The following is a 24578-nucleotide window of genomic DNA, read 5'->3' as shown; positions in this document are numbered from 1 at the left end:
ACCGCCGCGTGCTACAGCCCCGCGCCGTCCGTCGCGGCCGAACCACCCATGTCGGTCAGCAGTTCGGGGGCGACGATCACGAGCAGCACGATGAGGATCACCGGGTTCGCGAAGAACGCCACGACCACGCCGACTGCGCCGTACCAGCGGCCGAACGACCCCACCGCGGCGACGAACCCGAGCACCGCGGCGATGAGCGTGAGGAAGACCACCACGAAGCAGATGCCGAACGCGAAGTCGGTGTCGCCGCCCATGAAGACGGCGAAGGCGCTCGCGTCGATCGCGGCGGAGACGACCGCGAGCCCCAGGGCGATCTTGCCGACCACCGGGTTGCGCTTCTTGCGCCCCTTCTGGGCTTCCTGCCGGACGTCGACGGTGTTCCGCTGCATGAGCCGGGCGAACTCGCCGGTGTCGCGACCGGGGGCCTGCGCACGCGCACTCGGAGACTGCGCACGCGCGCCCGGGGCCTGCGCACGCGCCGAGGGAGGTGCTGCGGATCGCTGCGACGCGCGCTGCTGCGGTTCCGGCGCCACAGGTCCTCCCTCGTCCTCGGTGCTGGTGCTGGTGCTGGGGTGCCGACCGTGGCCGACGTTCGTGCTGGGGTGCCGACCGTGGCCGACCGATGCAGACTAGTGCGCTGCCCTGGCGGTCCGCTCCGAGGAACCGTGGGGTGCCCTGGGTGCTCCTGGGATGATGGCCAGGTGCTCCCCGACCTCGACGACCTCCTCTCCGACGCGCACGTGGTGACACTGCCCATGCGAGTGCGGTTCCGCGGCATCACGGTGCGCGAGGCCCTCGTCCTGCGCGGTCCGGCCGGGTGGACCGAGTTCTCCCCGTTCGTCGAGTACGACGACGCCGAGGCCGCCGCATGGCTCCGGGCCGCGGTCGACTTCGGCTGGACGACGCACGAGCCCGCCGCGGACAGCGTCCCCGTGAACGCCACCGTGCCGGCGATCGCTCCGGACGGCGTCGCGGACCTCCTCGCCCGGTACCCGGGCTGCACGACCGCCAAGGTGAAGGTCGCCGAACCCGGCACCACGATCGACGACGACGTGGCCCGCGTCGCCGAGGTCCGACGGGTTATGGGCCCCTCCGCCGCGGTCCGCGTGGACGCGAACGGGCTCTGGAGCGTCGACTCCGCCGCAGAGGCCCTCGAGCGCCTCGCCCCGTTCGACCTGCAGTACGCCGAGCAGCCGTGCCGCACGGTGCCGGAACTCGCCGAGCTCCGGCAGCGGATCGCTGGGCTCGGCGTGCCGATCGCCGCGGACGAGAGCGTCCGCAAGGCCTCGGACCCGCTCGCCGTCGCCAGGGCCGGTGCCGCCGACGTCCTCGTCGTGAAGGCGCAGCCCCTCGGCGGCATCACCGCCGCGCGTGCGGTCGTCGCCGACGCCGGGCTCCCCTGCGTGGTGTCGAGTGCGCTCGACACGTCGGTCGGGTTGGGGATGGGAGCGTTCCTCGCGGCCGAGGCGATTTCGCCCGGGTACGCCGCGGGGCTCGGCACCGCGGCGATGTTCACGTCGGACGTGTCGGCGGCGCCGCTGCTGCCGGTGGACGGGCGGGTGCCGGTGCGGCGGGTCGAGGTCGACCGGGACCTGCTCGAGCGGAACGCGGCGTCGCCGGAGCGTGCCGCGTGGTGGCTCGCGCGGCTCGAGCGGGTGCACGCGCTCCTCGCCGGCTGACCGCCCGGCCGGCCGCCCGGGTCGGCCCGGTCGCACGACCTGCCGCTCACGTTCGCCGAGGTCGCACGTTCGGTCGTTCCGACGCGCGCCGGGCGACGGATTGCGCGACCTCGCGCTCGCGCCTGGACTCGCACCGGGGCACGGGCCTCGGACTCGCGCCGACGACGGACGGGAGGCGCGGTGCCAGCTGGCACCGCGCCTCCCGTCCGGTGGTGGTCGCGACCAGGGTCGCATCAGCGACCCGTCCGGCTCACAGTCCGGAGTAGCTGTGCAGGCCCTTGAAGAACACGTTCACGACCGAGAAGTTGAACATGACCGCGGCGAAGCCGATGAGAGCCAGCCACGACGACCGCGCGCCACGCCACCCGCGGGTCGCACGCGCGTGGATGTACCCGGCGTAGACCACCCAGATGATGAAGGTCCAGACCTCCTTCGTGTCCCACCCCCAGTAGCGACCCCAGGCGCGCTCGGCCCAGATCGCACCGGCGATGAGCGTGAAGGTCCAGAGGACGAACCCGACGAGCAGGACGCGGTAGGTGAGGACCTCGAGCCGGTCGGCGTCCGGCAGCGTCTCCATGAAGCGGAGCTTGCCCGAGGCGGTCCGACCCTGGCGGTAGGTCTGCACGAGCTGCGCCACGGCGAGTCCGGCACCCAGGGCGAAGAAGCCCGTGCCGGCGATGGCGACGAAGACGTGGATGACGAGCCAGTACGACTGCAGCGCGGGCTGCAGCGGCACGACGGGCACCCAGTAGTTCACGGTCGCGATGCCGAGCAGGATGATCGTGAGGCCGGTGATGAAGACGCCGAGGAACTTCAGGTTCTGCCAGAACTGCACGAGTAGGAAGATCAGGGTGATCAGCGCCGTGCCGGTCAGCGAGAACTCGAACATGTTGCCCCACGGCACGCGGTCGGCCGCGATCCCGCGCAGGACGACGGACGCGACGTGCAGCACGAGCGCCAGGATCGTCATCGCCATGCCGACCCGCTCGAACTTCGTCCCGCGGCGCCCGGCTCGTTCGTCGGTGACGGCGACCTGCTCGAGGACGACGGTGCCGCCCTGGACGGTCGCGACGGTCCGCTCCGCGCCGGCGGCGGGCGTCGCAGCGGCGTCGGACGCAGCCGTCACGTTGCCGGCCCGCTTCGCCATGTCGAGGGCGAACGCGATGAACGCGATGACGTAGACCGCCATGGCGGAGTACGTCAGCACGACCGAGTAGGTCGCGAGGTTCGTGGTCATGTCGTTCACTGGGGCATCCTAACTCCGAGGTCCGACGTGTGGCGCTTGGCGATGTCCGCCACGGCCCGTTCGAGGTTCGGGTCCTCGCCGCGTGCGAGGCCCGCGTACTCGAGGTCGTAGCCCGGCTCGGCGTCGGCGCTGCCGTCGCGGCGCGGCACGACCTTCACCCAGACGCGACGGCGCGGGACGAAGAGCGACGTGAGGAGCCCGAGGACGGACAGCACGGCGAAGCCGCCGACCCACAGCTGCGACGGGTCGTGGTGGACGTCGAGCGAGACGTAGCGCTTCACCCCGTCGAACGTGATCGACCCGGCGCCGTCCGGCAGCGTCTTGGTCTGCCCGGGCTTCAGCTCGACGCTGGCGGTCTTGGACTGGCGGCCCGCGATCTGCTGCAGCCCGCTGGTGTCGAGCGTGTAGACGCTCTGCGGGACGCCGTCGTCGAGCCCGAGGTCACCCGTGTAGACCTGCAGGGTCAGCAGCGGGTTCTGGTCGTCCGGGTAGGCGCTGGCGTACGCGCCGGTCGAGAGCTTCGACGCCGTCGGGTAGAAGAACCCGACCATGCCGAGCTGGTCCGGCAGCGCGTCCGGCACCTTGATGACGCCGGTCGACGTGTAGTTCGCGTCCTCGGGGAGGAACGGCACGGTGTCCTTGAACGCCACGTTGCCGTCGCCGTCGCGCACGGTGACGTCCATCGCGTAGCCGTTGCCGAGGAGGTAGACGTTGGTGCCGCCGACGCTCACCGGGTCGTTGACGCCGAGTCGGCTCGTCTGCTTGGAGCCGCCCTTCTCCTGCGTTGTGACCGTCGCCGAGTAGTCGAGCGCCTGGCCGAGGGCGTCGAGGTTCCGCTCCTCGTACTTGGTGACGAACTTGTCGAGCGTGAAGTTGTAGCCCTTGAGGTCGCTCTGCTGGAACCAGCGACCGGGGTTGAACGAGTCGTACGAGCCGAGCACGTTCGAGAACGTCTGACCCTCGACGAGGAGCCGCTGACCGGTGTACCCGAACCCGCCGCCGACACCGACCGCGAGCAGCACGCCCACGAGCGCCGCATGGAACACCAGGTTGCCGGTCTCGCGCAGGTAGCCGCGCTCGGCGCTCACCGAGTCGCCGAAGCGTTCGACGCGGTAGCCGGAGCGCTTGAGGATCGCCATCGCGCGGGTGACGGCGTGCTCCGGCGTGACGCCCTCGCCGTCGACGGCGACCGAGCGGTAGCCGGCCAGACGGCTCAGGCGGACCGGGGTCTTCGGGGGTCGGGTGCGCAGCGCCTGCCAGTGGTGCTTCGTGCGCGGGACGATGCAGCCGATCAGGGAGACGAAGAGCAGCAGGTAGATCGCCGAGAACCACACCGACGTGTAGGTGTCGAAGACCTGCAGCTTGTCGAGGACCGGGAAGAGCTGCGGGTGGTCGGCCTTGTACTGGACGACGCCGTTCGGGTCGGCCGTGCGCTGCGGGACCAGGGACCCCGGGATCGCCGCGAGTGCCAGCAGCATGAGGAGGAACAGCGCCGTGCGCATGCTCGTGAGCTGCCGCCAGAAGAAGCGGAGGTACCCGACGGCCCCGAGCTTCGGCTGGTTGACGCCGGAGTCACCCGACCCGCCTGCTGCCGTCTCCGGGCCGGATCCGTCGACGTGGTCCGACGGTCGCTGCGGGTCCGCCGAGGTGTCGGTGGAGTCGATGTCGGGGTCAGACTGCGGGGACAAAGGTCTGGATCACCGCCCCGACGCTCGACATGACGGCCGACCAGATGCCGGTGACCATGAGCAGACCGATGACGATCAGGATCGCTCCTCCGATGATGTTGACGATGCGCATGTGGCGCTTCACGGCGCGGATCGCACCCGTGGCCCAGCCGGCGCCGAGCGCGACGAGGACGAACGGGATGCCGAGGCCGAGGCAGTACGCGACACCGAGCCACATGCCCTGCCAGGCGCTGCCGGACTGGACGCTGAGCAGGTTGATCGCCGCGAGGGTCGGGCCGAGGCAGGGCGTCCAGCCGAGCCCGAACACGATGCCCAGCAGGGGCGCACCGACCAGGCCGGTCGCGGGCGTCCACCCGGGCTTGATCGTGCGCTGCAGGAAGGTGAAGCGGCCGACGAAGACGAGACCCATCGCGATGACGACGACGCCGAGGATCTGCGTGATGAGGTCGCGCCACCGGACGAGCCAGAACCCGAGCGCGCCGAAGACCGTCGTGTACGCCACGAACACCGCGGTGAAGCCGAGGATGAACAGCAGCACCCCGAGCACCACGCGACCGCGGCGCTGTCCGCCCTCGGCGACGCCGCCGACGTAGCCGAGGTAGCCCGGCACGAGGGGCAGCACGCACGGGGACAGGAACGACACGAGCCCGGCGAGTGCCGCGACGGGGAGCGCCACGGCCATCTGCCCGCTGAGGATCGCGTCGGCGAAGGGGTTGCTGGACACGGGTCAGGAAGCCTTGCCCGACAACTCGTCGGAGACGAGCGTGTTCAGGATGCCCGGGCCGTCGACCGCACCGAGGACGCGGGCGGCGACGCGGCCCTGCTTGTCGAGCACGATCGTGGCGGGCACGGCGTTCGGGGCGATCTGCCCGGAGAGCGCGAGCTGCATCGCGCCGGTCTTCTGGTCGAGCACCGTCGGGTAGTCGACCTTGAAGGTGCGCTCGAACGCCTCGGCGGTGGCCTGCTCGTCACGGACGTTGACGCCGATGAACTGGACGTCGTCGTCGGCGAACTGGTCGTGGACCGTGTTGAGGTACTTCGCCTCGGCACGGCACGGCGGGCAGCCGGCGTACCAGAAGTTGAGGACGACGACCTTGCCCGTGAGCTCCTTCGACGACAGGGTCTCGCCGTCGATGTCCTTCGCCTCGAAGTCGACCGCGTCGGTGCGCTTGTCGGCGGCGACCTCGGTCACGGCGCCGTCACCGGAGATGTAGTTCTGGGTCGTGCCGCTGCCGTACTGCTTCGACAGCGAGTCGTTGTCGGACGAGCACCCCGTCAGGACGAGGGCGGCGGTCACCGCCGTCGCCGCGAGCACCGCGAACCGCTTGCTCCTGCTGGTGATCACACTGCTCCTTCGTCGATGGCGGTCGCGCGCAGGGCCTGCGCCGGGTCCGCGTACCCGACTTCGGTGAACCGACCGGACGAGGTGGCGGGTACACGCTCGACGGTGGTGATGCTGGAGAGGTCGCAGCGTCGCTTGCGCGGGTCGTGCCAGAGCGGTTCGCCGGCGAGACGGCGGTGCACCATCCAGATCGGCAACTGGTGGCTGACGAGGACGACGTCTCCGTCATCGACGCTCTCCCACGCCGTGGCGATCGCCGCGAGCATCCGGTTCGCGATGGACTCGTACGCCTCGCCCCAGCTCGGCCGGAACGGGTTCGCGATCCAGGGCCACTCGGCCGGGCGTCCGAGCGAACGCTTCGTGAAGCCCGGGGGCTGTCCCTCGTACCGGTTGGTCGGCTCGATGAGCCGCTCGTCGAGGGCGACCTCGAGCCCGAAGGCCTCGGACCAGGGCACCGCGGACTCCTGCGTGCGCTGCAACGGCGAGGCCACGATCCGCCGGACGTCGACGCTGGCGTCCTTCCACGCGGTCGCGGAGGCGAGGGCCATCTGCTTGCCGAGGTCGCTCAACCCGAAGCCGGGGAGCCGCCCGTAGAGGACACGGTCCGGGTTGTGCACCTCGCCGTGACGGACGAGGTGGATTCGGGACGCGGGCATGGGTTCCAGTGTAGGTCGCTCAGGGGTTCCCACCGCCCGCACAGGGGATTCACCGGATGCGGAACCACTCAGCCCAGTTCGCCGGAGAGCCGCCCGTGGAGCGCCGTGGACCCGGTGTTGAGGTGCACCACCTCGACCGTCGATCCGTGCTTGGCGAAGCGCTGCTCGACCCCGTCGAGGGCCGCGACCGTGCTCGCGTCGAACACGTGCGCGTCGGACATGTCGATGACGACGTGCTCGGGGTCCTCGGCGTAGGAGAAGCGGGTGACGAGGTCGTTCGACGAGGCGAAGAACAGCGCCCCGCGGACCCGGTAGCGGACCGTGTGCTCGTCGACGACCTCACGCGCGACGGTCACCACGTGGGCGGCTCGGCGGGCGAAGACGAGCGCGGCGACGACCACCCCGACGAGCACCCCGGTCGCGAGGTTGTCCGTGGCGACGACGACCACGACGGTGATCACCATCACCGCGGTCTCGCCGAGGGGCATCCGCCGGAGCGTGCGGGGTCGGATGCTGTGCCAGTCGAAGGTGGCGACGCAGACCATGATCATCACGGCGGTGAGCGCGGCCATCGGGATCTCGGCCACGAGGTCGTGCAGGACGATCGTCAGCACGAGCACCGACGCTCCGGCGGCGAACGTGGAGATGCGCGTCCGGGCCCCGGCCGTCTTCACGTTGATGACGGTCTGGCCGATCATCGCGCAGCCGCCGGTACCGCCGAAGAAGGCCGACGCGACGTTCGCGATGCCCTGGCCCCACGACTCACGCCACTTGCTCGAACCGGTCTCGGTGATCGAGTCGACGAGCTGCGCGGTGAGGAGCGTCTCGATGAGCCCGACGATCGCGACGCCGAACGCGTACGGCGCGATGGTCTGCAGCGTGTCCAGCGAGAACGGCGTGGTGATGCCGCTGAACCCGGGCAGCGCGCTCGGCAGCGCACCCTCGTCGCCGACCGTGGGCACGGCGACGCCGAACAGGATCGTGATCGCGGTGATCACGACGACGGCGACGAGCGGTGCCGGGACCGCCTTCGTGACGAACGGGAACCCGATGATGACGGCGACGCCGAGCGCCGTCAGCGCCCAGACCACCGCCGGCACGTCCGGCCCGAACAGGTTCGGCAGCTGCGCAGTGAAGATCAGGATGGCGAGGGCGTTCACGAACGCGACGTTCACGCTGCGCGGGATGAACCGCATGAGCCGGGCGACCCCGAGGAAGCCGAGCACGATCTGGATGAGGCCGCCGAGGACGATCGTCGGGACGAGGTACGCGATCCCGTGGTCGCGCACGAGCGGGGCGATCACGAGCGCCACGGACCCGGCGGCGGCGGAGATCATCGCCGGACGGCCGCCCACGATCGAGATCACGACGGCGATGACGACGCTCGAGAAGAGCCCGACCGCCGGGTCGACCCCGGCGACGACCGAGAAGGAGATCGCCTCGGGGATGAGGGCGAGCGCGGTGACGATCCCGGCGAGGACCTCGCGCGCGAGGAGGCGGGGCGAACGCAGGGCGCTGAGGACGCTCGGAGCGGTGGGAGCGTGGGTGGTCACGGACATCGCCCTGAACTCTACCCTCACGTGAGGGTAGAGTCGTCCCCGTGAGCACCACGATGCACATCGGCGAACTGGCCGACCGCGCCGGGATGTCCCTCCGCACGATCCGGCACTACGACGAGGTCGGGCTGCTCGTGCCGAGCGGACGGACGACCGGCGGGTTCCGCGTCTACACGGAACAGGACCTCGAACGGCTGCTCGTGATCCGGCGGATGAAGCCGCTCGGGTTCACGCTGGACGAGATGGCCGAGCTGCTCCGGGTCGTCGACGGTCTGGCCGCGAAGGACCCCGGGGACGCGCCTGCGCTGGCCGCACGGCTCGACGAGTTCCTCGTGGACGCGCGGGCGCGGCACGCGAAGCTCGTCGAGCGGGCGGGCATGGCCGAGGAGTTCATCGGGACGCTCGGCAGCCTGCGCGCTTCACTCCCGTGACAGCTCCCCCGCCGCGGGCGGCCGGGCCGCGAGCCCCTCGACCCCTGCCGTCGTGCGGGGCCTCCCTCCAGCTCGCGACCCGGCCACGTCGGGAACGCTACGGAGACATCGGACCCGTCCCGCGCCTCCGGGCCCACCTTGTGGACGACACCGGACGCGAGCCGACCTGTGGAGGGACGAACGCACCCGACGACGGCGCCGGAGGCGCAACCGGTAGACTCGACCACCGTGATCGAACGCACCCGCATCGCCGACCTCGCCGCACGCCCCGACGGCCCCGTCTCCGTCGCCGGATGGGTGGAGACCGTCCGAGACCAGAAGAAGGTGCAGTTCGTCGTCCTCCGTGACGAGTCCGGCGCCGCACAGCTCGTCAACCCCGCCACGCGCGAAGCGGTCGAGGGCGACGACGCCTCCGCCGCCGCACTCGCGACGACCGAGGCGATCTCCGGCCTCGCGCACGGCACCTTCGTGCACGTGCAGGGCACCCTGAAGCACGACGAGCGCGTCAAGCTCGGCGGGCTCGAGGTCAAGGTCGGCGACCTGACCGTCATCAGCGCCGCCGTCCCGGAGACCCCGATCGCGGACGACTCCTCGCTCGACAAGCGCCTCGACTGGCGCTTCCTCGACCTGCGCAACCGCAAGCAGAATCTCATCTTCCGCATCCAGACCACGATGGAGCACGCGTTCCGCACGTACTGGGTCGAGCGTGACTACATCGAGATCCACACCCCGAAGCTGATGGCCTCGGCGTCCGAGTCGCGTGCCGAGCTCTTCCAGCTCGAGTACTTCGAGACGACGGCGTACCTCGCGCAGTCGCCGCAGAACTTCAAGCAGATGGCGCAGCCGGCCGGCTTCGGCGCGGTGTTCGAGATCGCCGACGCCTTCCGTGCGGACCCGTCGTTCACGAGCCGCCACGCGACCGAGTTCACGAGCGTCGACGCCGAGATCTCGTGGGTCGAGTCGCACGAGGACGTCATGGCCATGCACGAGGAGCTCCTCGTCGCCGGCTTCACCGCCGTCAAGGAGAAGTACGGCACCGAGGTCGAAGCGGTCTTCGGCTTCGAGTTCGTCGTCCCGACCGCACCCTTCCCGCGCGTGACCCTGGCCGAGGCCCGGAAGATCGTCGCCGACAGCGGCTACGAGGTCGTCCGCGCCGACGGTGACCTCGACCCCGAGGGCGAGCGCCGCGTGAGCGCCTGGGCGAAGGAGACGCACGGTTCGGAGTTCGTCTTCGTCACCGACTACGACGCGTCGATCCGGCCGTACTACCACATGCGTCACGCCGACGACCCGACCCTCACGAACAGCTACGACCTGCTGTTCAACGGTGCCGAGATCTCGACGGGTGCACAGCGCGAGCACCGTGTCGACACCCTGACGGCACAGGCCGTCGAGAAGGGCCTCGACCCCGAGGAGCTCGGCTGGTACCTCGACTTCTTCCGCTACGGCGTGCCGCCGCACGGTGGGTTCGGCATGGGCCTGGCGCGCGTGCTCATGCTCGCGCTGCACGAGCCGTCCATCCGCGAGGTCACGTACCTGTTCCGCGGCCCGACGCGCCTCACCCCGTAGTCCGCGGCACTGCCGCCGGCCTTCGTGTGCAGAAATGGTCGCTTCCCGAGTCGGGAGGCGACCATTTCTGCTCACGAAGCGAGCGCGGCGCGGCGCGGGCCTGGAGGCGCGGCTCAGCTCTCCCAGTCGATGGCCGCCCGCCCCGTGACCAGGCCACGGATCTCCGCTGCCGCGGCCTGGTGCTGCGGGTGCACCTGGTACTCGTCGAGGCCGGCGAGGTCGTCGAAGGTCGCCACGACGGCGACGTCCTGGTTCTTCCCCGGGTAGGCGACGTTCTCGACGACCTGCAGGGAACGGATCGAGTCGACGGTGCCGATCAGCCCGACGAGGAGCTCGCGGATCCGCTCGACGGACTCTGCGCGGTCGAGGTCCTCGCGCAGGGTCCAGGAGACGACGTGGTGGATCATGCGCGGGCCTCGGCCTTCTCGAGGGCACGGTGGAGCCGGTCGGCGTCGACGTGCCAGTTGCTGTGGACACGCCCGTCGACCAGGACGACCGGGATGTCCTCCGCGTACTCCAGGCGGAGGGCGTCGTCGTCGATGATGGACAGCTCCTGGAGGGTCGTCCCCGGGTGTTCGGCCACGACACGTTCGACGACCGGTCGGGCGTCGTCGCAGAGGTGGCAGCCGGGCTTGGTCAGCAGGGTCACGGCGGGCATGGGACCACCATATCCGCCCCCGGAAAAGCGAAAGCCCCGGCGAACCGGGGCGTGACGCTGCAGGCTCGGGGCCTACTTCTTGTTGCGACGCTGGTGGCGCGTCTTGCGAAGCAGCTTGCGGTGCTTCTTCTTCGCCATGCGCTTGCGACGCTTCTTGATGACAGAACCCATACGGACCTCACTCGGACTGATGTTGTGTGGACACCGGGCCAACGAGACCGCGGAAAAACAACCCCGCCGAGTCTAGCGGAGGCCTGACGCGATGTCGAACGGGCCGGTTCGGACCCACCTAGCCGACGTCGGCGATGCCACCGCGCAGGACGTCCGCGACGGCGGACTCCGGGACGCGGAAGGACCGGCCGAAGCGGATGGCGGGGAGTTCCCCCGCGTGGACCATGCGGTAGACGGTCATCTTGGAGACGCGCATCATCTCGGCGACCTCAGCGACGGTGAGGAAGCGCACGTCGTCGAAACTGCCGGTCATGGTCCGCCTTCGGGAAATCGGTGTGACCTGTGTGGTCACTGGCAACTGTAGGGGCCGGTGCGACCCGGTGTCCAGGTCCCGTTCAGTCCTCGTCGCCGCGCCGCGTGAAGCGCTTCCGGCTCCGGTCGACGACCCGTTCCCAGCCCTGCTGCGCGCCGGACAGCGCCGCGGTCGCACGGTAGGACGCCTCGGCCATCACGCGGCCGAGCTCGGTGCCGACCTCGACCGTGGCCTTGCCCGCCGTGCCGGAGCGTCGGACCGAGACCGGTTGCCCGTCGAGCGTCCACGCCGTCGTGGCCGGGGTGCCGTCGGCGTCCACCGCGCCGGTGAACGGGAGGACCCACTCCTCGATGCCGACGAGCGGCTCCGGGTCGAGGCGGTAGTAGCGGTGCTGCCCCTCTTCGCGGCTCGTCACGAGGCCGATGTCGCGGAGCACGCGCAGGTGCTTCGACACGGTCGGCTGGCTGACGCCGAGGCGTTCCACGAGCTGGCCGACGCTGAGCTCGCCGCCGGTGACGTCCGAGCCGTACGCGGACAGGAGCGTCCCGAGCAGCTCACGCCTGGTGGGGTCCGCCACGACGCTGAAGATGTCGGCCATGGGGCAAGGCTAGCCGGGGCGTCACGGATGTACCATGACGAACCGTCCCGCCCATGTCCACGGAGGCATACGATGCTCGACCGACACGAGCCGCCGTCCCGCTCGGCGGGAGCGACCCGTCGACGGCCGTCCCGTCTCGGCACCGCCCTCCGCTCGTCGCCGTCCCGCTTGGCGATCGTCGTCTTCGTGGCGCTGATCTTCGTCTTCACGAGCCTGTTCATGACGCCGTGGGCCGCGGCGGACGGACGCTCGACGCACTTCGCGGACGCTCTCTTCACCGCGGCGTCGGTGGTCTGCGTCACCGGGCTCGCCACCGTGGACATGGCGACGCACTGGTCGGTGTTCGGCAAGAGCCTCGTGGTGATCGGCACGCAGATCGGGGCCGTGGGCGTCCTGACGTTCGCCTCGATCCTCGGCCTCTTCGTCACCCGGAAGCTCGGACTCCGAGCGAAGCTCATGGCGGCCGGCGACTCGAACCCCCTGCGGACCCACCACGGCGCCGTGCCCGAGGGCCAGGCCGTCCGTCTCGGTGAAGTCGGCACCCTGCTCGCGACGGTCGCGGTGAGCACCCTGTCGATCGAGATCGTCCTCGGGCTCCTCCTGCTGCCGTCCGTCCTCATCGCCGGGATGCCCTTCTGGACGGCGGTCGGGGATTCCTTCTACTACGCGGCGATGGCGTTCACGAACACCGGCTTCGCGCCGAACGCCAGCGGACTCACCCCGTTCGCGCACGACTACTGGTTCCTCTCGCTGCTCATGGTCGGCGTGGTCGCGGGCTCGATCGGCTTCCCGGTGATCCGTGCCCTGACGAAGCAGCTCCGGACGCCGCGCCGCTGGCCGATCCACGTGAAGCTCACGCTCGCGACGAGCGCGGTCCTGCTCGTCGGCGGCGCCGCGGTGTACATCGCGCTCGAGGCATCGAACCCGACCACCTTCGGTGAGGAGGGCGCTGGTCGCACCGCGTTCCAGGCCCTCTTCCTCTCCACGATGACCCGGTCCGGCGGCTTCTCCCTCGTCGACTTCGACCAGCTGAACGGGTCGAGCCTGCTCGTCACGGACATGCTCATGTTCATCGGCGGCGGCTCGGCCTCGACCGCCGGCGGCATCAAGGTCACGACGCTCGCGGTCCTGTTCCTCGCCGCCGTCGCCGAGGCCCGCGGGCGACAGAGCATGGAGGCGTTCGGTCGGCGCATCCCGAGCGACGTCCTGCGCGTGGCCGTGGCGGTCGTGCTCTGGGGCGCCACCATCGTGGCCGTCGCGACCGTCGTGCTCCTGCAGATCACCCACGAGTCCCTCGACCGCGTGCTGTTCGAGGTCATCTCGGCGTTCGCGACGTGCGGGCTGTCCTCCGGAGTGTCCGCGAACCTGCCCGAGTCCGGCAAGTACGTGCTCGCGGCGACGATGTTCCTGGGCCGTGTCGGTACAGTGACCATCGCCGCTGCACTGGCCGCCAGCCAGAGCCGGCAACTGTTCCGCCGTCCCGAGGAGAGGCCGATCGTTGGCTGACCGCAACCGTCCGCACCCGCTCGGTGCCGTCAGCCACGACGCTCCGGTGCTCGTCATCGGCCTCGGACGGTTCGGCGCCGCCACCGCCGGGCAGCTCGAGCGGCAGGACCGCGAGGTCCTCGTCGTCGACACCGACGCCGGCCTCGTGCAGAAGTGGTCGGACCGCGTCACGCACGCGGTGCAGGCGGACGCGACCGACATCGACGCCCTGCGGCAGATCGGTGCGCAGGACTTCCCGATCGCCGTCGTCGGGACCGGCAGCGACCTCGAGTCGAGCGTGCTCATCACCGCGAACCTCGTCGACCTCGGCATCCCGCAGATCTGGGCGAAGGCGATCAGCCGGTCGCACGGCACGATCCTGTCCCGCATCGGCGCGAACCACGTCGTCTACCCCGAGCGCGAGGCCGGCGAGCGCACCGCACACCTGGTGTCCGGCCGGATGCTCGACTTCATCGAGTTCGACGACGACTTCGCGGTGGTCAAGATGTTCCCGCCGGCGTCGGTCCGCGGCAAGGACCTGGCGACCACGGTGATCCGCACCCGCTTCGGCCTGACCGTGCTCGGCATCAAGACCCCCGGCGAGGCCTTCGTCCCGGCGACGCCGGAGAGCGTGATCGGCCAGAACGACGTCATCATCGTCTCGGGGACCGAGAGTGCGCTGGAACGGTTCGCCGCCCTGGAGTGAGGACAGGACGGACAGGAGGCGCGGGGCGGGCCGGCACCGTCCCTCCAGTCCGTCAGCCGGTCACGTCGCGGACGCGACGCCGTCCCGGAGTGCGCGGAAGAGCCGTTCCAGTCCGGCGCGGTGCGCCGTGACGACGGTGTCGTCGTCCTCCCCCGCGAGGACGGCACGTGCCGTCCCGACGAAGACCGTGGCGTAGCCGGCGACGAAGAGCGCTGCGAGGAGTCGGTCGCCGACGGCGTCCCCGAGCGCGCGCTGCGCCCCCGCCACGTGCTCGAGCGCGCGCGACTGCAGGGCGGGCGAGTCGGCGACCGTCCGGAAGAACGCGTGTGCGCCGGGCGCCAGCCCGGAGACCGGCGCGCGCTCGTCGACCAGGCGCAGTGCGAGCGCCTCGAGCGCGTCGAGCGCCTCGTCACGCGGAACGTCCTCGACGGCTGCGACGAACAGCGCGACCGTCTCGGCGGAGCGGTCGAGGAACAGGTCCTCCTTGCGCGGGAAGTGCTTGAAGACCGTGACGCTCGAGACCCCGGCGGCCTTCGCGACCTGCGCGACGGTGACGCCGTCGAAGCCGTGCTCGGCGAACATCCCGGACGCGGTCTCGGCGATCCGCGCACGAGTCTCCGGCCCGCCGCGGGGCGCGCTCCTGGGCATGCGGACTCCTCGCTGATTGACTCACTCAGTTTACTGACTTAACCTAGACGCATGAACGCCGTCCGGTCCCCCCACTCTCCCCGATCCCTGCGCGGATCGCGTGTCGCCCTCGCCGGGCTCGCCGCGGTCTTCCTGTTCGAGATGCTCGACAACTCCGTCCTGAACGTCGCGCTCCCCACGATCGGTCGTGAGCTGCAGGTCGGCGCGACCGGGCTGCAGTGGGTGACGACGGCGTACTCGGTGGTGTTCGGCGGGCTCATGCTCGCTGCGGGTGCCGTCGCGGACCGGTACGGCCGACGCCGGGTGATGCTCGTAGGGCTCGTGCTCCTCGGGCTGGCGAGCCTCGCGACCGCGTTCGTCACCACCGCCGACCAGCTGATCGCCGTCCGGGTCGCCACCGGGATCGCGGCGGCGATGACCACCCCCGGGTCGATGGCCCTCGCGTTCCGGCTCTTCGACGACGACGAGCGGCGGGTCCGGGCGATCACGGTGATCTCCACCGTCGGGCTCGTCGGGCTCGCGGTGGGACCGACGGTGGGCGGACTCGTCCTCGCCGTCGCGCCCTGGCAGGTGCTCCTGCTCGTCAACGTCCCGATCGCCGCACTCGCGTTCGTGGGGATCCGCGTCGGCGTCACCGCGGACGATCCGACGGGGCTGCACCGTGCTCCCGTGGACTGGACCGGAGCGGCGCTGGGGACCGTGACGATCCTCCTCGCCCTCGTCGCGCCGACGCGGTTCGCCGACGGCGGGCTCGACGACTGGACGGCCTGGGCGGCCACCGCCGGCGCGATCGTCGGCGGCGTCTGGTTCGCCGTGCGACAGCGCCGCGTCGAGCACCCGCTGCTCGACCTCGCGCTCGTCGCCCGGCCGCTGGTCTCGAGCGGCCTCGCCTACAAGGCGGCCACGGGCCTCGCGGTCGCGGGCCTCGGATACCTGGTGACGCTGCACCTGCAGCTCGCCTGGGGGTGGCCGCCGGCCCTCGCCGCGATCGGCATGCTCCCGCAGGTGGCCGTGCTCGTGGCCGGGAGCGCGTTCGTCGGACCGTTCGTCCGGCGCGTCGGCCTCGGGCACGCCGCCTGGTCGAGTGCGGCCGCCGTCGTCGTCGGGCTCGCGGTGTACACGCTGCTCGGGCCGCTCGGCTACGGGTGGATCGCCCTGGCGCTCGTGCTCGTCGCCGCCGGCATGCGGGTCGTGGGGGTGGTCGCCGGCACGAACGTCCTGCGCGGGCTGCCGGAGGACCGCACGACGATCGGCGCCGCGCTCGTGGACACCTCCTCCGAGGTGGCCTCGGCCGTCGGGGTGGCGATCGCCGGCACGGTGCTCGGTGCCGTGTTCACCGGGTCGCTCACCGCGACACCGTGGACCCACGCCCAGGGTGTGGCGTTCGACCACGCGGTGACGATCGGCGGGTCGGTGCTCACCGTGCTCGCCGGGGTGCTCGTCATCTGGGCGATGGCCCGGGCCGGACGTGCCCGACCGACCGCGCCGTCCCCGGCTGCCGCGGGCGTCGCGTCCGAGGGGCGGCCCGAGGAACACCAGCCCGCTGGTCGCTAGCCCTTCGCCAGCTCCTCGGCGCGGGCGATCGCCGCGCGGGACGCCCGCTCGAACGTCCCCGCCAGGTCGGCGTCCTGCAGCACCGCGACGGCACGCTCGGTGGTCCCCTTCGGGCTCGTGACGGCCCTCCGCAGGTCGGCGGGCTCCTTGCCGGAGGCGGCGAGCAGTTCGACGGCACCGCGGAGCGTCCCCTGCACCATCGCCTCGGCCTGGTCGTGGGAGAACCCGAGCGACTCGGCGGCCTGCTGCCACTGCTCCACGAGGAGGAAGACGTAGGCGGGCCCGGAGCCCGAGACGGCGGAGAGCGCGTCGAGCTGGGACTCCGGCACCTCGATCACGACACCGGACGCGTCGAACACCGACGACGCGAGCGCGACGGCGTCGGCGTCCGCGGAGGCACCGGCGCTGATCCCGGTCACCCCGTGCCCGACACCGATCGGCGTGTTCGGGAGCGCTCGGACGACCCGGACACCGGCCGGCACCTTCGCCTCCATGCTCGCGGTCGTCGTCCCCACGGCGACGCTCACGACGACGGTCCCCGGCTCGAGGTCCGCCGAGACCTCGTCGAGCAGGTCACCGATCGCGTAGGGCTTCACCCCGAGCACGACGAGCGACGCGCCGCGCACCGCTGCCCGGTTCGCGTCGGGGTCGGTGTCGGTGGCGGTGGCGTCCAGGCCACGCTCCCGGTGTGCCGCGGCGGACTGCTCCGACTTCGTCGTCAGGGTCACGGTGGCCCGGTCGAGACCGGCCGCGAGCAGGCCGTCGAGGACCGCGCCGGACATGGAGCCGACGCCGAGCAGGGCGGTGCGGGGCAGTTCGATCGTCATGCCCCAGACCCTACCGAGCGCCCTCGCCTAGGATCGTCCAACAGATCGGGAGAAGGGGACAGCTGTGAGCGCTTCTGGAGGCACGAGGGCGATCCTCGCCGCACTCGGTGCGAACGTCGGGATCGCGATCGTGAAGTTCATCGCCGCGGCGATCAGCGGTTCCGCGTCGATGCTGGCCGAGGGCGTCCACTCCCTCGCCGACTCCGCCAACCAGCTCCTCCTGCTCCTCGGCGGCCGTCGTGCCCGGCGTGCCGCCGACGAGGAGCACCCGTTCGGCTACGGGCGTGAGCGCTACGTGTACGCGTTCGTCGTGTCGATCATCCTGTTCTCGGTCGGCGGGGTGTTCTCCCTCTACGAGGGCATCGAGAAGCTCACCCACCCGCACCCGCTGGAGAACTGGTGGCTGCCGCTCGTGGTGCTCGTCATCGCGATCGGGCTCGAGGGCTTCTCCCTCCGCACCGCGCTGCGGGAAGCACGACCGCAGAAGGGCCGGCAGAGCTGGGTGCAGTTCGTCCGCCGCGCCAAGGCCCCGGAGCTCCCCGTCGTGATGCTCGAGGACACCGCGGCGCTGCTCGGCCTCGTCTTCGCCCTGTTCGGCGTCGGCCTCACCGCGATCACGGGCAACGGCGTGTTCGACGCGATCGGCACGATCTTCATCGCCGCGCTGCTCATCGCCGTGGCGGTCGTGCTCGGCATCGAGACGAAGAGCCTCCTCGTCGGCGAGGGTGCCACCGCGGCCGACGTCGAGCGCATCAAGCACGCGGTGCTCGACGGTCCCGAGGTCGACTCGATCATCCACATCAAGACCCTGTACCTCGGCCCCGACGAGCTCATGGTCGGCGTGAAGGTCGCGGTGGACGGCGACCGACGGCTCGGCGACGTCGCCGCGGGCATCGACACGGTCGAGCACCGGGTGCGCCAGGCGGTGCCGATCGCACGCGTGATCTACGTCGAACCCGACGTGCTCCGGACGGGCCCCCGCCCGCCGACCGAGGCGATCGTGATCCGCGCCGCAGACTAAGGGGAACCTTGCTGGCGAGCGCCGTGGCCGGTCATCCACGATGGTCACATGTCGGCGCTCTTCAGCATCCTGCTCGTCCTCCACTTCCTCGGTCTCGCTGCCGTCATCGGCGCCTTCCTGGTGCAGGTGCGCCGCAAGGGCGGCTTCCAGACCTCCTGGCCGATCACCGGTCTCGTCGTGCAGCTCGTCACGGGCCTCGGGATGATGGGGATCATCGACGCGACGCAGGACGGCGGCGCGAACCACGTCAAGCTCGGCGTGAAGCTCGTCATCGCGGCGGTCGCACTCGTGCTGGCGCTCGTCGCGCGGGCGCGTCAGAAGCGGGCGGACGCCGGTACCGCAAAGGCGAAGGCCGCCCTGCCGTTCTTCCACTCGGCCGGGGCGCTCGCGATCGTCAACGTGTTCGTCGCGGTCCTCTGGAAGTGACGCCCACAAGTCAGCGACGCTCGGCGAAGAACGCGTCGAGCAGCGCGGCGCACTCCCCCTCGAGCACCCCGCCGATCACCTCGGACCGGTGCGGCAGCCGACGGTCCCGCGCGACGTCGTAGACGCTCCCGCTCGCGCCGGCCTTCGGGTCCCACGCGCCGAACACGATCCGCGGCACCCGGGCCGCCATGACCGCACCGGCGCACATCGGGCACGGCTCGAGCGTCACCACCAGGGTGTGCTCCTCGAGGTGCCAGTCGCCGATCGCCGCCGCGGCCGCCCGGAGCGCGAGGACCTCGGCGTGTGCCGTGGGGTCCTGTCGCGCCTCGCGCTCGTTCCGTCCCACGGCGATGACCGCGCCGTCCCGGTCGAGGACGACCGCCCCCACCGGGACGTCCCCGGTCGCGAGGCACGCGCGGGCCTCGTCGAGCGCGCGTTCCATCGCGGGGACGAACGGGCGGGCGGCGGGTGCTTCCACGGAACCTCCTGGCGGTCGGCAGCACGGTAGGCTCGACCCTATGCGAGTCCACGTCGCCGACCACCCGCTCATCACCCACAAGCTCTCGGTGCTCCGCGACCGTACGACGCCGTCCCCCACGTTCCGCGCCCTCACCGAGGAGCTCGTCACGCTCCTCGCGTACGAGGCCACGCGCAACGTCCGGGTCACCGCGACGCCGATCGACACCCCGGTGGCACACACCATGGGCGTCTCGATCGCGAAGCCACGCCCGCTCGTCGTGCCGATCCTGCGTGCCGGGCTCGGCATGCTCGAGGGCATGGTCAAGCTCGTCCCGACGGCCGAGGTCGGCTTCCTCGGCATGGCGCGCAACGAGGAGACCCTCGAGCCGCAGACCTACGCCGAGCGCCTGCCCGACGACCTCTCCGGTCGGCAGTGCTTCGTCCTCGACCCGATGCTCGCGACGGGCGGCACCCTCGCGGCCGCGATCGACTTCCTGTTCGACCGCGGTGCGGAAGAGGTCACCTGCGTCTGCATCCTCGGCGCGCCCGAGGGGCTCGCCGCGGTCGAGGCCGCCGTGGGCGACCGCAACGTCTCGATCGTGCTCGGCGCGCTCGACGAGAAGCTCGACGAGAACGGCTACATCGTTCCGGGCCTCGGCGACGCGGGCGACCGCCTCTACGGACTCGCCGAGTAGACGCGACCACGTTCCGACTGGAGGCGCGGTGCCAGCTGGCACCGCGCCTCCTGTCCGTCGTGCCGGTGCGTTCGCAGAACGCACCGTCCGTGCGGACGGTTGACACGACGTTGGTATCCCACCGATACTCGTCCCATGACTGCAACCGTGTCCACCCGCGTCCTCTCCGAGGCCCAGGGGACCGCCGGCATGATGATGCCGGCCACGGCCGTCATGCGTTGTCGAATGTGTGCCTGATCGGCACCCGTTCCAGCCGGATCCCCCGCGACACCACCCCCGTCGCGCGAGCGTGATCCCCGGGTGACGACCACGTCGACGACGCGCACCACGTCACGAGGTCTGTCTCCCGTACCCCCGGGTCGGCCCCGGTCCGCAGCAGGACCGCAGGGCCCACGGCACTCGCCGTACCCGGACCGACGCATTCGACACGGCCGCGGCACACCTCGACACCGCAGCCACATCGCCCGGAGAACCGCCATGTCGCTCACCATCGCTCAGCCCCGCACCGCCCTCCGCACCGCCGCACCCGCGCCGACCGACCTCGGCACCGTGACCCCGATCCGTCCGCGTCGCGAGCCCGTCGCGCCGCCCGTCGCCACCGGCGTGCCGACCAGCCCGGTCGTCGCCCCGCAGCGCAACCGTGCCCTGCCCGAGGGCACCGAGGCACGCGGCTTCGCTCTCTACGTCGGCATCGACGAGGCGAAGGCAGCGGCGGCGGGCACGACCCTCGCTGCGGTCGTCGAGCAGCTCAAGGCCCTGACCGCGCAGCTCGTCCCGACCTCGGAGACGTACGCCGCCGTGGCCGTCGCCGCCGAGGGCTCCGGCGGCCGTGACGTCGACGTCGTCCGGCTCGCCCTGCAGGACCGCTCCGCCGTGGCCGCGCGCAAGCAGGCAGAGAAGCCCGAGCCGGAGGAGACCGGGGTCGTCATCGACATCTCCCGGAAGCGCGTCACGCTCGACGGTGAAGCCGCTCCCCTGACGTACAAGGAGTTCGAGCTCCTGCAGTTCCTCGTCCTCCGCGAGGGCCAGACCGTCGACCGCTCGGCGATCATCGACGGCCTGTGGTCGGACGGCGAGGACGAGACCCCGAACGAGCGCACGATCGACGTCCACGTCCGTCGGCTCCGCTCGAAGCTCGGCGCGTTCGAGGAGATCGTCCGCACCGTGCGCGGTGTCGGCTACCGCTTCGACCGCCACGCGGACGTCGCCGTGCGCTACGCCTCGACGCCGTCGCCGGACCTCTTCTGATCCTGATCGGTCGTTCTTGGTGAACTCGCAGCGAACGACCGCCGCGTCCGGTAGCGCGCCGTTACCCGTTCGTTATACAGTCGTGCGTGCAGACGGTGTTTGCTGTGGCACCGCCTGTGGAATGTGATTGCAGGACACTCTTGGTGCAAGGGAGAGGGCCGGTCATCCCCGTGATGACCGGCCCTCGTTGCGTCCCGGGGGACACGGCTGCGCGTCAGCAGCATCGCGTGTCCGAGGCCGTCGGTAGTGTGGCATGACCGTACGACCAGAGGGAGCGCGACCGTGAACGAGCCACGCCGCAGCGAGAAGGCGACCGCCGTCGCTGCCTGGGAAGCGCTCTTCCGCGCCCAGGTCACGGTGATGCGCGCGCTCAACGCCGACTTCCCGGGCGGCGAGATCTCGTTCAACGAGTACGACGTCTGCTTCAACCTCTCCACGCAGCCCGGCCGGCGCTGCCGGATGCGCGAACTGACCGGCCACCTGCTCCTGACGCAGCCGAGCGTCAGCCGCCTGGTCGACCGGCTCACCGCGCGCGGCATCGTCGAGAAGCAGCCGGACCCCACCGACGCCCGCGGCGTCATCGTGGCCCTCACCGCGCACGGCTTCGACGTGTACCGCGCCGTCGCCGTCCAGCACGCGCAGACCATCGCCGACCAGGTCGGTGCCGGCCTCGACGACGTCGAGCTGCGCACGCTCACCGAACTCTGCACGAAGCTCCGGACCGCGGCCGGTGCGGCCTCGCCCCGACGTGGCGCGACCCGGGCGGCGTCCGACGTCGACGCGGCAACGGTGTGACCGGCGCCCTGGTCTGGCTCCGCGACGACCTCCGTCTCGCGGACAACCCGGCACTCCGAGCAGCGATCGACCACGGCGGCGACGTCACGGTCGCGTACGTCCTCGACGAGCAGTCCCCCGGCATCCGCCCGATCGGGGCTGCGGCACGGTGGTGGCTGCACCACTCGCTCGCCGCGCTCGACGGTGAACTCCGCGAGCGCGGGTCCCGACTGGTCCTCCGCCGCGGGCCCGCTGCCGAGGCCGTCGACGCGCTCGTGTCCGACACCGGCGCCGACGCGGTGTTCTGGAACCGCCGGTACGGCCGAGCCGAGCGGGACCTCGACGCCGGCATCAAGTCGACCCTCACCGACGGCGGGACCGAGGCGCACAGCTTCGCCGCGAGCCTGCTCTGGGAACCTTGGACCGTCCTCACCGGGCAGGGCGAGCCGTACAAGGTGTTCACGCCGTTCTGGCGTGCCGCCCAGGCGATGCCCGAGCCCCGCCACCCGCTGCCCAAGCCGCGTGACCTCCCCGTGGCGCCCCAGGTCGCGAGCGACGACCTCGACGACTGGGACCTGCTGCCGACGCACCCCGACTGGGCCGGCGGTCTCCGGGACGCCTGGGAACCCGGCGAGCAGGGCGCGCACCGGCGGCTCGAACACTTCGTGCACCACGCGCTCGAGGACTACGACCAGCGCGACGAACCCGCGATGGCCGCCACGAGCGACCTCTCCCCGCACCTGCGGTGGGGCGAGGTCAGTCCGTACCAGGTCTGGCACCGCCTGCACGGCCAGCTCGAGCCCGAGCAGCGCAAGAACGCCTCGGCGTTCCTCCGGCAGCTGGCCTGGCGCGAGTTCAACTGGAACGAGTACTTCCACTGCGAGGACATCACCACGGTGAACGTCCGGCGCGAGTTCGACGCCTTCCCCTGGCGGGGCGTCCCCGACGCCGAGATCGACCGCTGGCGGACCGGGACGACCGGGTTCGACCTCGTCGACGCGGGCATGCGGGAACTCTGGCAGTCGGGTGCGATGCACAACCGGGTCCGGCTCGCGACGGCCAGCTTCCTCGTGAAGAACATGCTCGTCGACTGGCGCGTGGGCGAGCAGTGGTTCTGGGACACCCTCGTCGACGCCGACTCCGCCAACAACGCGGCGAACTGGCAGTGGGTCGCCGGCTCCGGGTTCGACGCGGCGCCGTACTTCCGGGTGTTCAACCCGGACCGGCAGCTCGAGCGGTTCGACCCGCACCGCGAGTACGTGCACCGCTGGGTCCCCGCCGACGAAGACCGTCCGGAGCCCATGCTCGACCTCAAGGAGACCCGGCAGCGGGCACTCGACGCGTACGACCGGATGCGCCGGTCGTGAGCGGCATCGATCCGCAGGTGATCGCGGACGTCGACGCGTTGTTCCGCGAACGTGTCGAACGCGGCGTCGCTCCGAGCAGCGTCTGGGGCGTCTTCGACCGCACCGGGCTCGTCGCCTCGGGCGGGCACGGCGACCGCGGCGACGGCGTCGCTCCCGACGCCGACACCGTGTACCGGATCGCCTCCTGCACGAAGAGCGTGACGGCGGCCACCCTGCTCGCGCTCGTGGCGGACGACCGTGTCCGGCTGGACGCCCCGATCACGGACTTCGTGCCCGCCTTCACGGACGTCGTGCTGCCCACCGCCGACTCCCCCGTGCCGACGCTCCGCATGCTCCTCACCATGGCCGGCGGCTTCCCGACCGACGATCCGTGGGCCGACCGGCAGGAATCGATCTCGGACGCCGAGCTCGACGACGTCCTGCGCGCCGGGCTCCTGTTCGACTCGGTCCCGGGGACCCGGTTCGCCTACTCGAACACCGGGTACGCGTTGCTCGGCCGGGCGATCGGCGTCGTGGCCGGTCGTCCCTTCCCCGAGGTCGCAACCGAACTCGTCCTCGGCCCCCTCGGCCTGCGCGACACCGTCTTCCGCGCCGACGACGCCCGCGGTCACGTGGTCACGGGCGTGCGTCCCGCCGCTGACGGGGCGGGCGTCGGCACGTGGGAGCCGCTGCCGATGTCGGGCCCCGGCGCGTTCTCGTCGATCGGCGGGCTCTTCTCGACGGTCACGGACCTCGCCCGCTGGGGTCGGCACCTCGCGTCGGCGTTCACCGAGACGCCCGAGCCCGGACCGGTCTCCCCCGCCGACCGCCGACTCATGCAGCAGGCGATGCGGGTCGTGCCGGCAGCGGTGGTGCCGACCTCGAGCCGCACGACGGCGTACGGCTTCGGCCTCTTCGTCGAGCAGGACCCGGCGTTCGGCGAGATCGTCTCGCACTCCGGCGGGTACCCGGGGTTCTCGGCGCACATGCGGTGGTCGGTCCGGGACGGCCTCGGCGTCATCGCCTTCGAGAACGCCACGCAGGCGAAGGTCTCGGCGGCGGCGGACCGGGCGCTCGACCTCGTGCTGACCGCCCGCGCGACCGCCGCGGCGGACCGTGCACCCGGCACCGGGCCGACCGTCGACGCGACGCGGGCGGCGCAGGCTGCCGTGACGCGCCTCCTGGCCCACTGGGACGACGACCTCGCCGATGCGATCTGCACGCCGAACGTGGCGATGGACGTGCCGTACGAACGACGCCGCCGGGCCGTCGCGGAGGCGGTGGCGGCCGTCGGTGCCGACCTCGGGGCGGAACCGGTGGCCGACGAGTCCCAGGCCCCGTCGCACCTGCGCTGGTGGCTGCCGGGGACGGCCGGTCGACTGCGGGTCGAGATCCGGTTGGCGCCGCTCGCAGCCGGCCTCGTGCAGACCCTGGTGGTCCGGGCCGAACCCAGCGAGCGCTGACCCCGCGACCGGTGGTCCC

28 protein-coding genes are annotated in these 24578 nt (G+C 71.4%); 13 read left to right on the top strand and 15 right to left on the bottom strand.

All coding sequences use genetic code 11. The features are described from left to right. Positions 1-11: 11 nt before the first annotated feature. Entirely contained in the window at positions 12-389 is a 378-nt protein-coding gene (locus BJK06_RS13715) for a hypothetical protein (RefSeq protein WP_156794869.1), read from the bottom strand. A 312-nt stretch (positions 390-701) separates the two neighbouring features. Between BJK06_RS13715 and BJK06_RS13710 the strand changes: the two genes are divergently transcribed. Then, positions 702-1679 carry an o-succinylbenzoate synthase gene (locus BJK06_RS13710; RefSeq protein ID WP_083295266.1) on the top strand — a complete coding sequence of 326 codons (978 nt, stop codon included), beginning with the start codon at positions 702-704 and terminating at the stop codon, positions 1677-1679. 250 nt (positions 1680-1929) lie between these two features. Here the strand turns inward: BJK06_RS13710 and ccsB are convergent, their stop codons facing one another. The 6 genes from ccsB to BJK06_RS13680 all read right to left on the bottom strand — a co-directional run bounded on the left by ccsB (position 1930) and on the right by BJK06_RS13680 (position 8170). Beyond that, entirely contained in the window at positions 1930-2916 is a 987-nt protein-coding gene (gene ccsB / locus BJK06_RS13705) for a c-type cytochrome biogenesis protein CcsB (RefSeq protein WP_070419483.1), read from the bottom strand. 5 nt (positions 2917-2921) lie between these two features. Continuing rightward, entirely contained in the window at positions 2922-4613 is a 1692-nt protein-coding gene (locus BJK06_RS13700; protein WP_083295265.1) for a cytochrome c biogenesis protein ResB, read from the bottom strand. Beyond that, positions 4597-5295, bottom strand: coding sequence for a cytochrome c biogenesis CcdA family protein (locus tag BJK06_RS13695; protein ID WP_070419481.1), 699 nt, complete (start codon positions 5293-5295; stop codon positions 4597-4599). The genes BJK06_RS13700 and BJK06_RS13695 overlap by 17 nt, the downstream gene beginning before the upstream one ends. A 45-nt stretch (positions 5296-5340) precedes the next feature. Beyond that, positions 5341-5958 carry a TlpA disulfide reductase family protein gene (locus BJK06_RS13690; RefSeq protein ID WP_083295264.1) on the bottom strand — a complete coding sequence of 206 codons (618 nt, stop codon included), beginning with the start codon at positions 5956-5958 and terminating at the stop codon, positions 5341-5343. Then, positions 5955-6611, bottom strand: coding sequence for a histidine phosphatase family protein (locus tag BJK06_RS13685; RefSeq protein WP_070418358.1), 657 nt, complete (start codon positions 6609-6611; stop codon positions 5955-5957). The genes BJK06_RS13690 and BJK06_RS13685 overlap by 4 nt, the downstream gene beginning before the upstream one ends. A gap of 68 nt (positions 6612-6679) precedes the next feature. After that, the gene (locus tag BJK06_RS13680) at positions 6680-8170 is read right to left on the bottom strand and encodes a SulP family inorganic anion transporter (protein WP_070418357.1); all 1491 of its coding nucleotides are present in this window, start codon (positions 8168-8170) and stop codon (positions 6680-6682) included. A gap of 53 nt (positions 8171-8223) precedes the next feature. On the opposite strand from BJK06_RS13680, the gene BJK06_RS13675 reads away from it, so the two are divergent. Together BJK06_RS13675 and aspS are read left to right on the top strand one after the other, a co-directional pair. Further along, positions 8224-8598, top strand: a complete 375-nt coding sequence (locus BJK06_RS13675) for a MerR family transcriptional regulator (RefSeq protein WP_070419479.1) — start codon at positions 8224-8226, stop codon at positions 8596-8598. Between the two features lie 228 nt (positions 8599-8826). Further along, positions 8827-10167 carry an aspartate--tRNA(Asn) ligase gene (aspS, locus tag BJK06_RS13670; RefSeq protein WP_070418356.1) on the top strand — a complete coding sequence of 447 codons (1341 nt, stop codon included), beginning with the start codon at positions 8827-8829 and terminating at the stop codon, positions 10165-10167. A 113-nt stretch (positions 10168-10280) separates the two neighbouring features. Here aspS and BJK06_RS13665 read toward each other — a convergent pair whose 3' ends face one another. The 5 genes from BJK06_RS13665 to BJK06_RS13650 form a co-directional block, all read right to left on the bottom strand. Further along, positions 10281-10574 carry a Dabb family protein gene (locus tag BJK06_RS13665; protein ID WP_070418355.1) on the bottom strand — a complete coding sequence of 98 codons (294 nt, stop codon included), beginning with the start codon at positions 10572-10574 and terminating at the stop codon, positions 10281-10283. Then, positions 10571-10825 (bottom strand): glutaredoxin family protein, encoded by a 255-nt coding sequence (locus BJK06_RS13660; protein ID WP_070418354.1) that lies wholly within the window; start codon positions 10823-10825, stop codon positions 10571-10573. Before BJK06_RS13660 ends, BJK06_RS13665 begins: the two co-directional genes overlap by 4 nt. A 72-nt stretch (positions 10826-10897) precedes the next feature. Continuing rightward, complete coding sequence (locus BJK06_RS18290) at positions 10898-10996, bottom strand: 30S ribosomal protein bS22 (RefSeq protein ID WP_003792170.1); 99 nt, start codon at positions 10994-10996, stop codon at positions 10898-10900. 118 nt (positions 10997-11114) lie between these two features. Further along, a complete protein-coding gene (locus tag BJK06_RS13655) occupies positions 11115-11309 on the bottom strand; it encodes a helix-turn-helix domain-containing protein (RefSeq protein ID WP_022902482.1) in 195 nt (64 codons plus the stop codon). 82 nt (positions 11310-11391) lie between these two features. Then, complete coding sequence (locus BJK06_RS13650; RefSeq protein ID WP_070418353.1) at positions 11392-11907, bottom strand: helix-turn-helix transcriptional regulator; 516 nt, start codon at positions 11905-11907, stop codon at positions 11392-11394. Positions 11908-11979: 72 nt separating this feature from the next. Between BJK06_RS13650 and BJK06_RS13645 the strand changes: the two genes are divergently transcribed. Together BJK06_RS13645 and BJK06_RS13640 are read left to right on the top strand one after the other, a co-directional pair. Continuing rightward, complete coding sequence (locus BJK06_RS13645; RefSeq protein WP_070418352.1) at positions 11980-13413, top strand: TrkH family potassium uptake protein; 1434 nt, start codon at positions 11980-11982, stop codon at positions 13411-13413. After that, positions 13406-14098 carry a TrkA family potassium uptake protein gene (locus tag BJK06_RS13640; RefSeq protein ID WP_175473676.1) on the top strand — a complete coding sequence of 231 codons (693 nt, stop codon included), beginning with the start codon at positions 13406-13408 and terminating at the stop codon, positions 14096-14098. The genes BJK06_RS13645 and BJK06_RS13640 overlap by 8 nt, the downstream gene beginning before the upstream one ends. 60 nt (positions 14099-14158) lie before the next feature. Here BJK06_RS13640 and BJK06_RS13635 read toward each other — a convergent pair whose 3' ends face one another. Beyond that, the gene (locus BJK06_RS13635; protein WP_070418351.1) at positions 14159-14746 is read right to left on the bottom strand and encodes a TetR/AcrR family transcriptional regulator; all 588 of its coding nucleotides are present in this window, start codon (positions 14744-14746) and stop codon (positions 14159-14161) included. 51 nt (positions 14747-14797) lie between these two features. Here BJK06_RS13635 and BJK06_RS13630 point away from each other — a divergent pair, with 51 nt between their 5' ends. Further along, the gene (locus tag BJK06_RS13630; protein ID WP_070418350.1) at positions 14798-16300 is read left to right on the top strand and encodes an MFS transporter; all 1503 of its coding nucleotides are present in this window, start codon (positions 14798-14800) and stop codon (positions 16298-16300) included. Here BJK06_RS13630 and proC read toward each other — a convergent pair. Further along, entirely contained in the window at positions 16297-17127 is an 831-nt protein-coding gene (proC, locus tag BJK06_RS13625; protein WP_070418349.1) for a pyrroline-5-carboxylate reductase, read from the bottom strand. The two genes, BJK06_RS13630 and proC, sit on opposite strands and share 4 nt — an antisense overlap. 64 nt (positions 17128-17191) lie before the next feature. Here proC and BJK06_RS13620 point away from each other — a divergent pair, with 64 nt between their 5' ends. Beyond that, positions 17192-18148: a cation diffusion facilitator family transporter gene (locus tag BJK06_RS13620; protein WP_070418348.1), complete on the top strand. Its 957-nt coding sequence runs from the start codon at positions 17192-17194 to the stop codon at positions 18146-18148. 48 nt (positions 18149-18196) lie between these two features. Beyond that, entirely contained in the window at positions 18197-18574 is a 378-nt protein-coding gene (locus tag BJK06_RS13615) for a hypothetical protein (protein ID WP_070418347.1), read from the top strand. 10 nt (positions 18575-18584) lie between these two features. Here BJK06_RS13615 and BJK06_RS13610 read toward each other — a convergent pair whose 3' ends face one another. Next, positions 18585-19016: a nucleoside deaminase gene (locus BJK06_RS13610; protein ID WP_070419477.1), complete on the bottom strand. Its 432-nt coding sequence runs from the start codon at positions 19014-19016 to the stop codon at positions 18585-18587. Between the two features lie 76 nt (positions 19017-19092). Between BJK06_RS13610 and upp the strand changes: the two genes are divergently transcribed. The 5 genes from upp to BJK06_RS13585 all read left to right on the top strand — a co-directional run bounded on the left by upp (position 19093) and on the right by BJK06_RS13585 (position 24559). Next, positions 19093-19728, top strand: a complete 636-nt coding sequence (gene upp / locus BJK06_RS13605) for a uracil phosphoribosyltransferase (RefSeq protein ID WP_070418346.1) — start codon at positions 19093-19095, stop codon at positions 19726-19728. Positions 19729-20205: 477 nt separating this feature from the next. Further along, positions 20206-20976: a winged helix-turn-helix domain-containing protein gene (locus BJK06_RS13600; RefSeq protein ID WP_070418345.1), complete on the top strand. Its 771-nt coding sequence runs from the start codon at positions 20206-20208 to the stop codon at positions 20974-20976. 282 nt (positions 20977-21258) lie between these two features. Then, positions 21259-21771 carry a MarR family winged helix-turn-helix transcriptional regulator gene (locus tag BJK06_RS13595; protein WP_254791810.1) on the top strand — a complete coding sequence of 171 codons (513 nt, stop codon included), beginning with the start codon at positions 21259-21261 and terminating at the stop codon, positions 21769-21771. Further along, positions 21768-23117, top strand: a complete 1350-nt coding sequence (locus BJK06_RS13590; protein ID WP_070418343.1) for a deoxyribodipyrimidine photo-lyase — start codon at positions 21768-21770, stop codon at positions 23115-23117. Before BJK06_RS13595 ends, BJK06_RS13590 begins: the two co-directional genes overlap by 4 nt. Then, positions 23114-24559 carry a serine hydrolase gene (locus tag BJK06_RS13585; RefSeq protein ID WP_070418342.1) on the top strand — a complete coding sequence of 482 codons (1446 nt, stop codon included), beginning with the start codon at positions 23114-23116 and terminating at the stop codon, positions 24557-24559. The genes BJK06_RS13590 and BJK06_RS13585 overlap by 4 nt, the downstream gene beginning before the upstream one ends. Positions 24560-24578: the final 19 nt, after the last annotated feature.

The sequence above is a fragment of the Curtobacterium sp. BH-2-1-1 genome (genome assembly GCF_001806325.1).
In the GTDB taxonomy this organism is placed as follows: Bacteria; Actinomycetota; Actinomycetes; order Actinomycetales; family Microbacteriaceae; genus Curtobacterium.
Note: the sequence above shows the minus strand (reverse complement) of the source record. Positions and strands in the feature narration are given on the sequence as shown.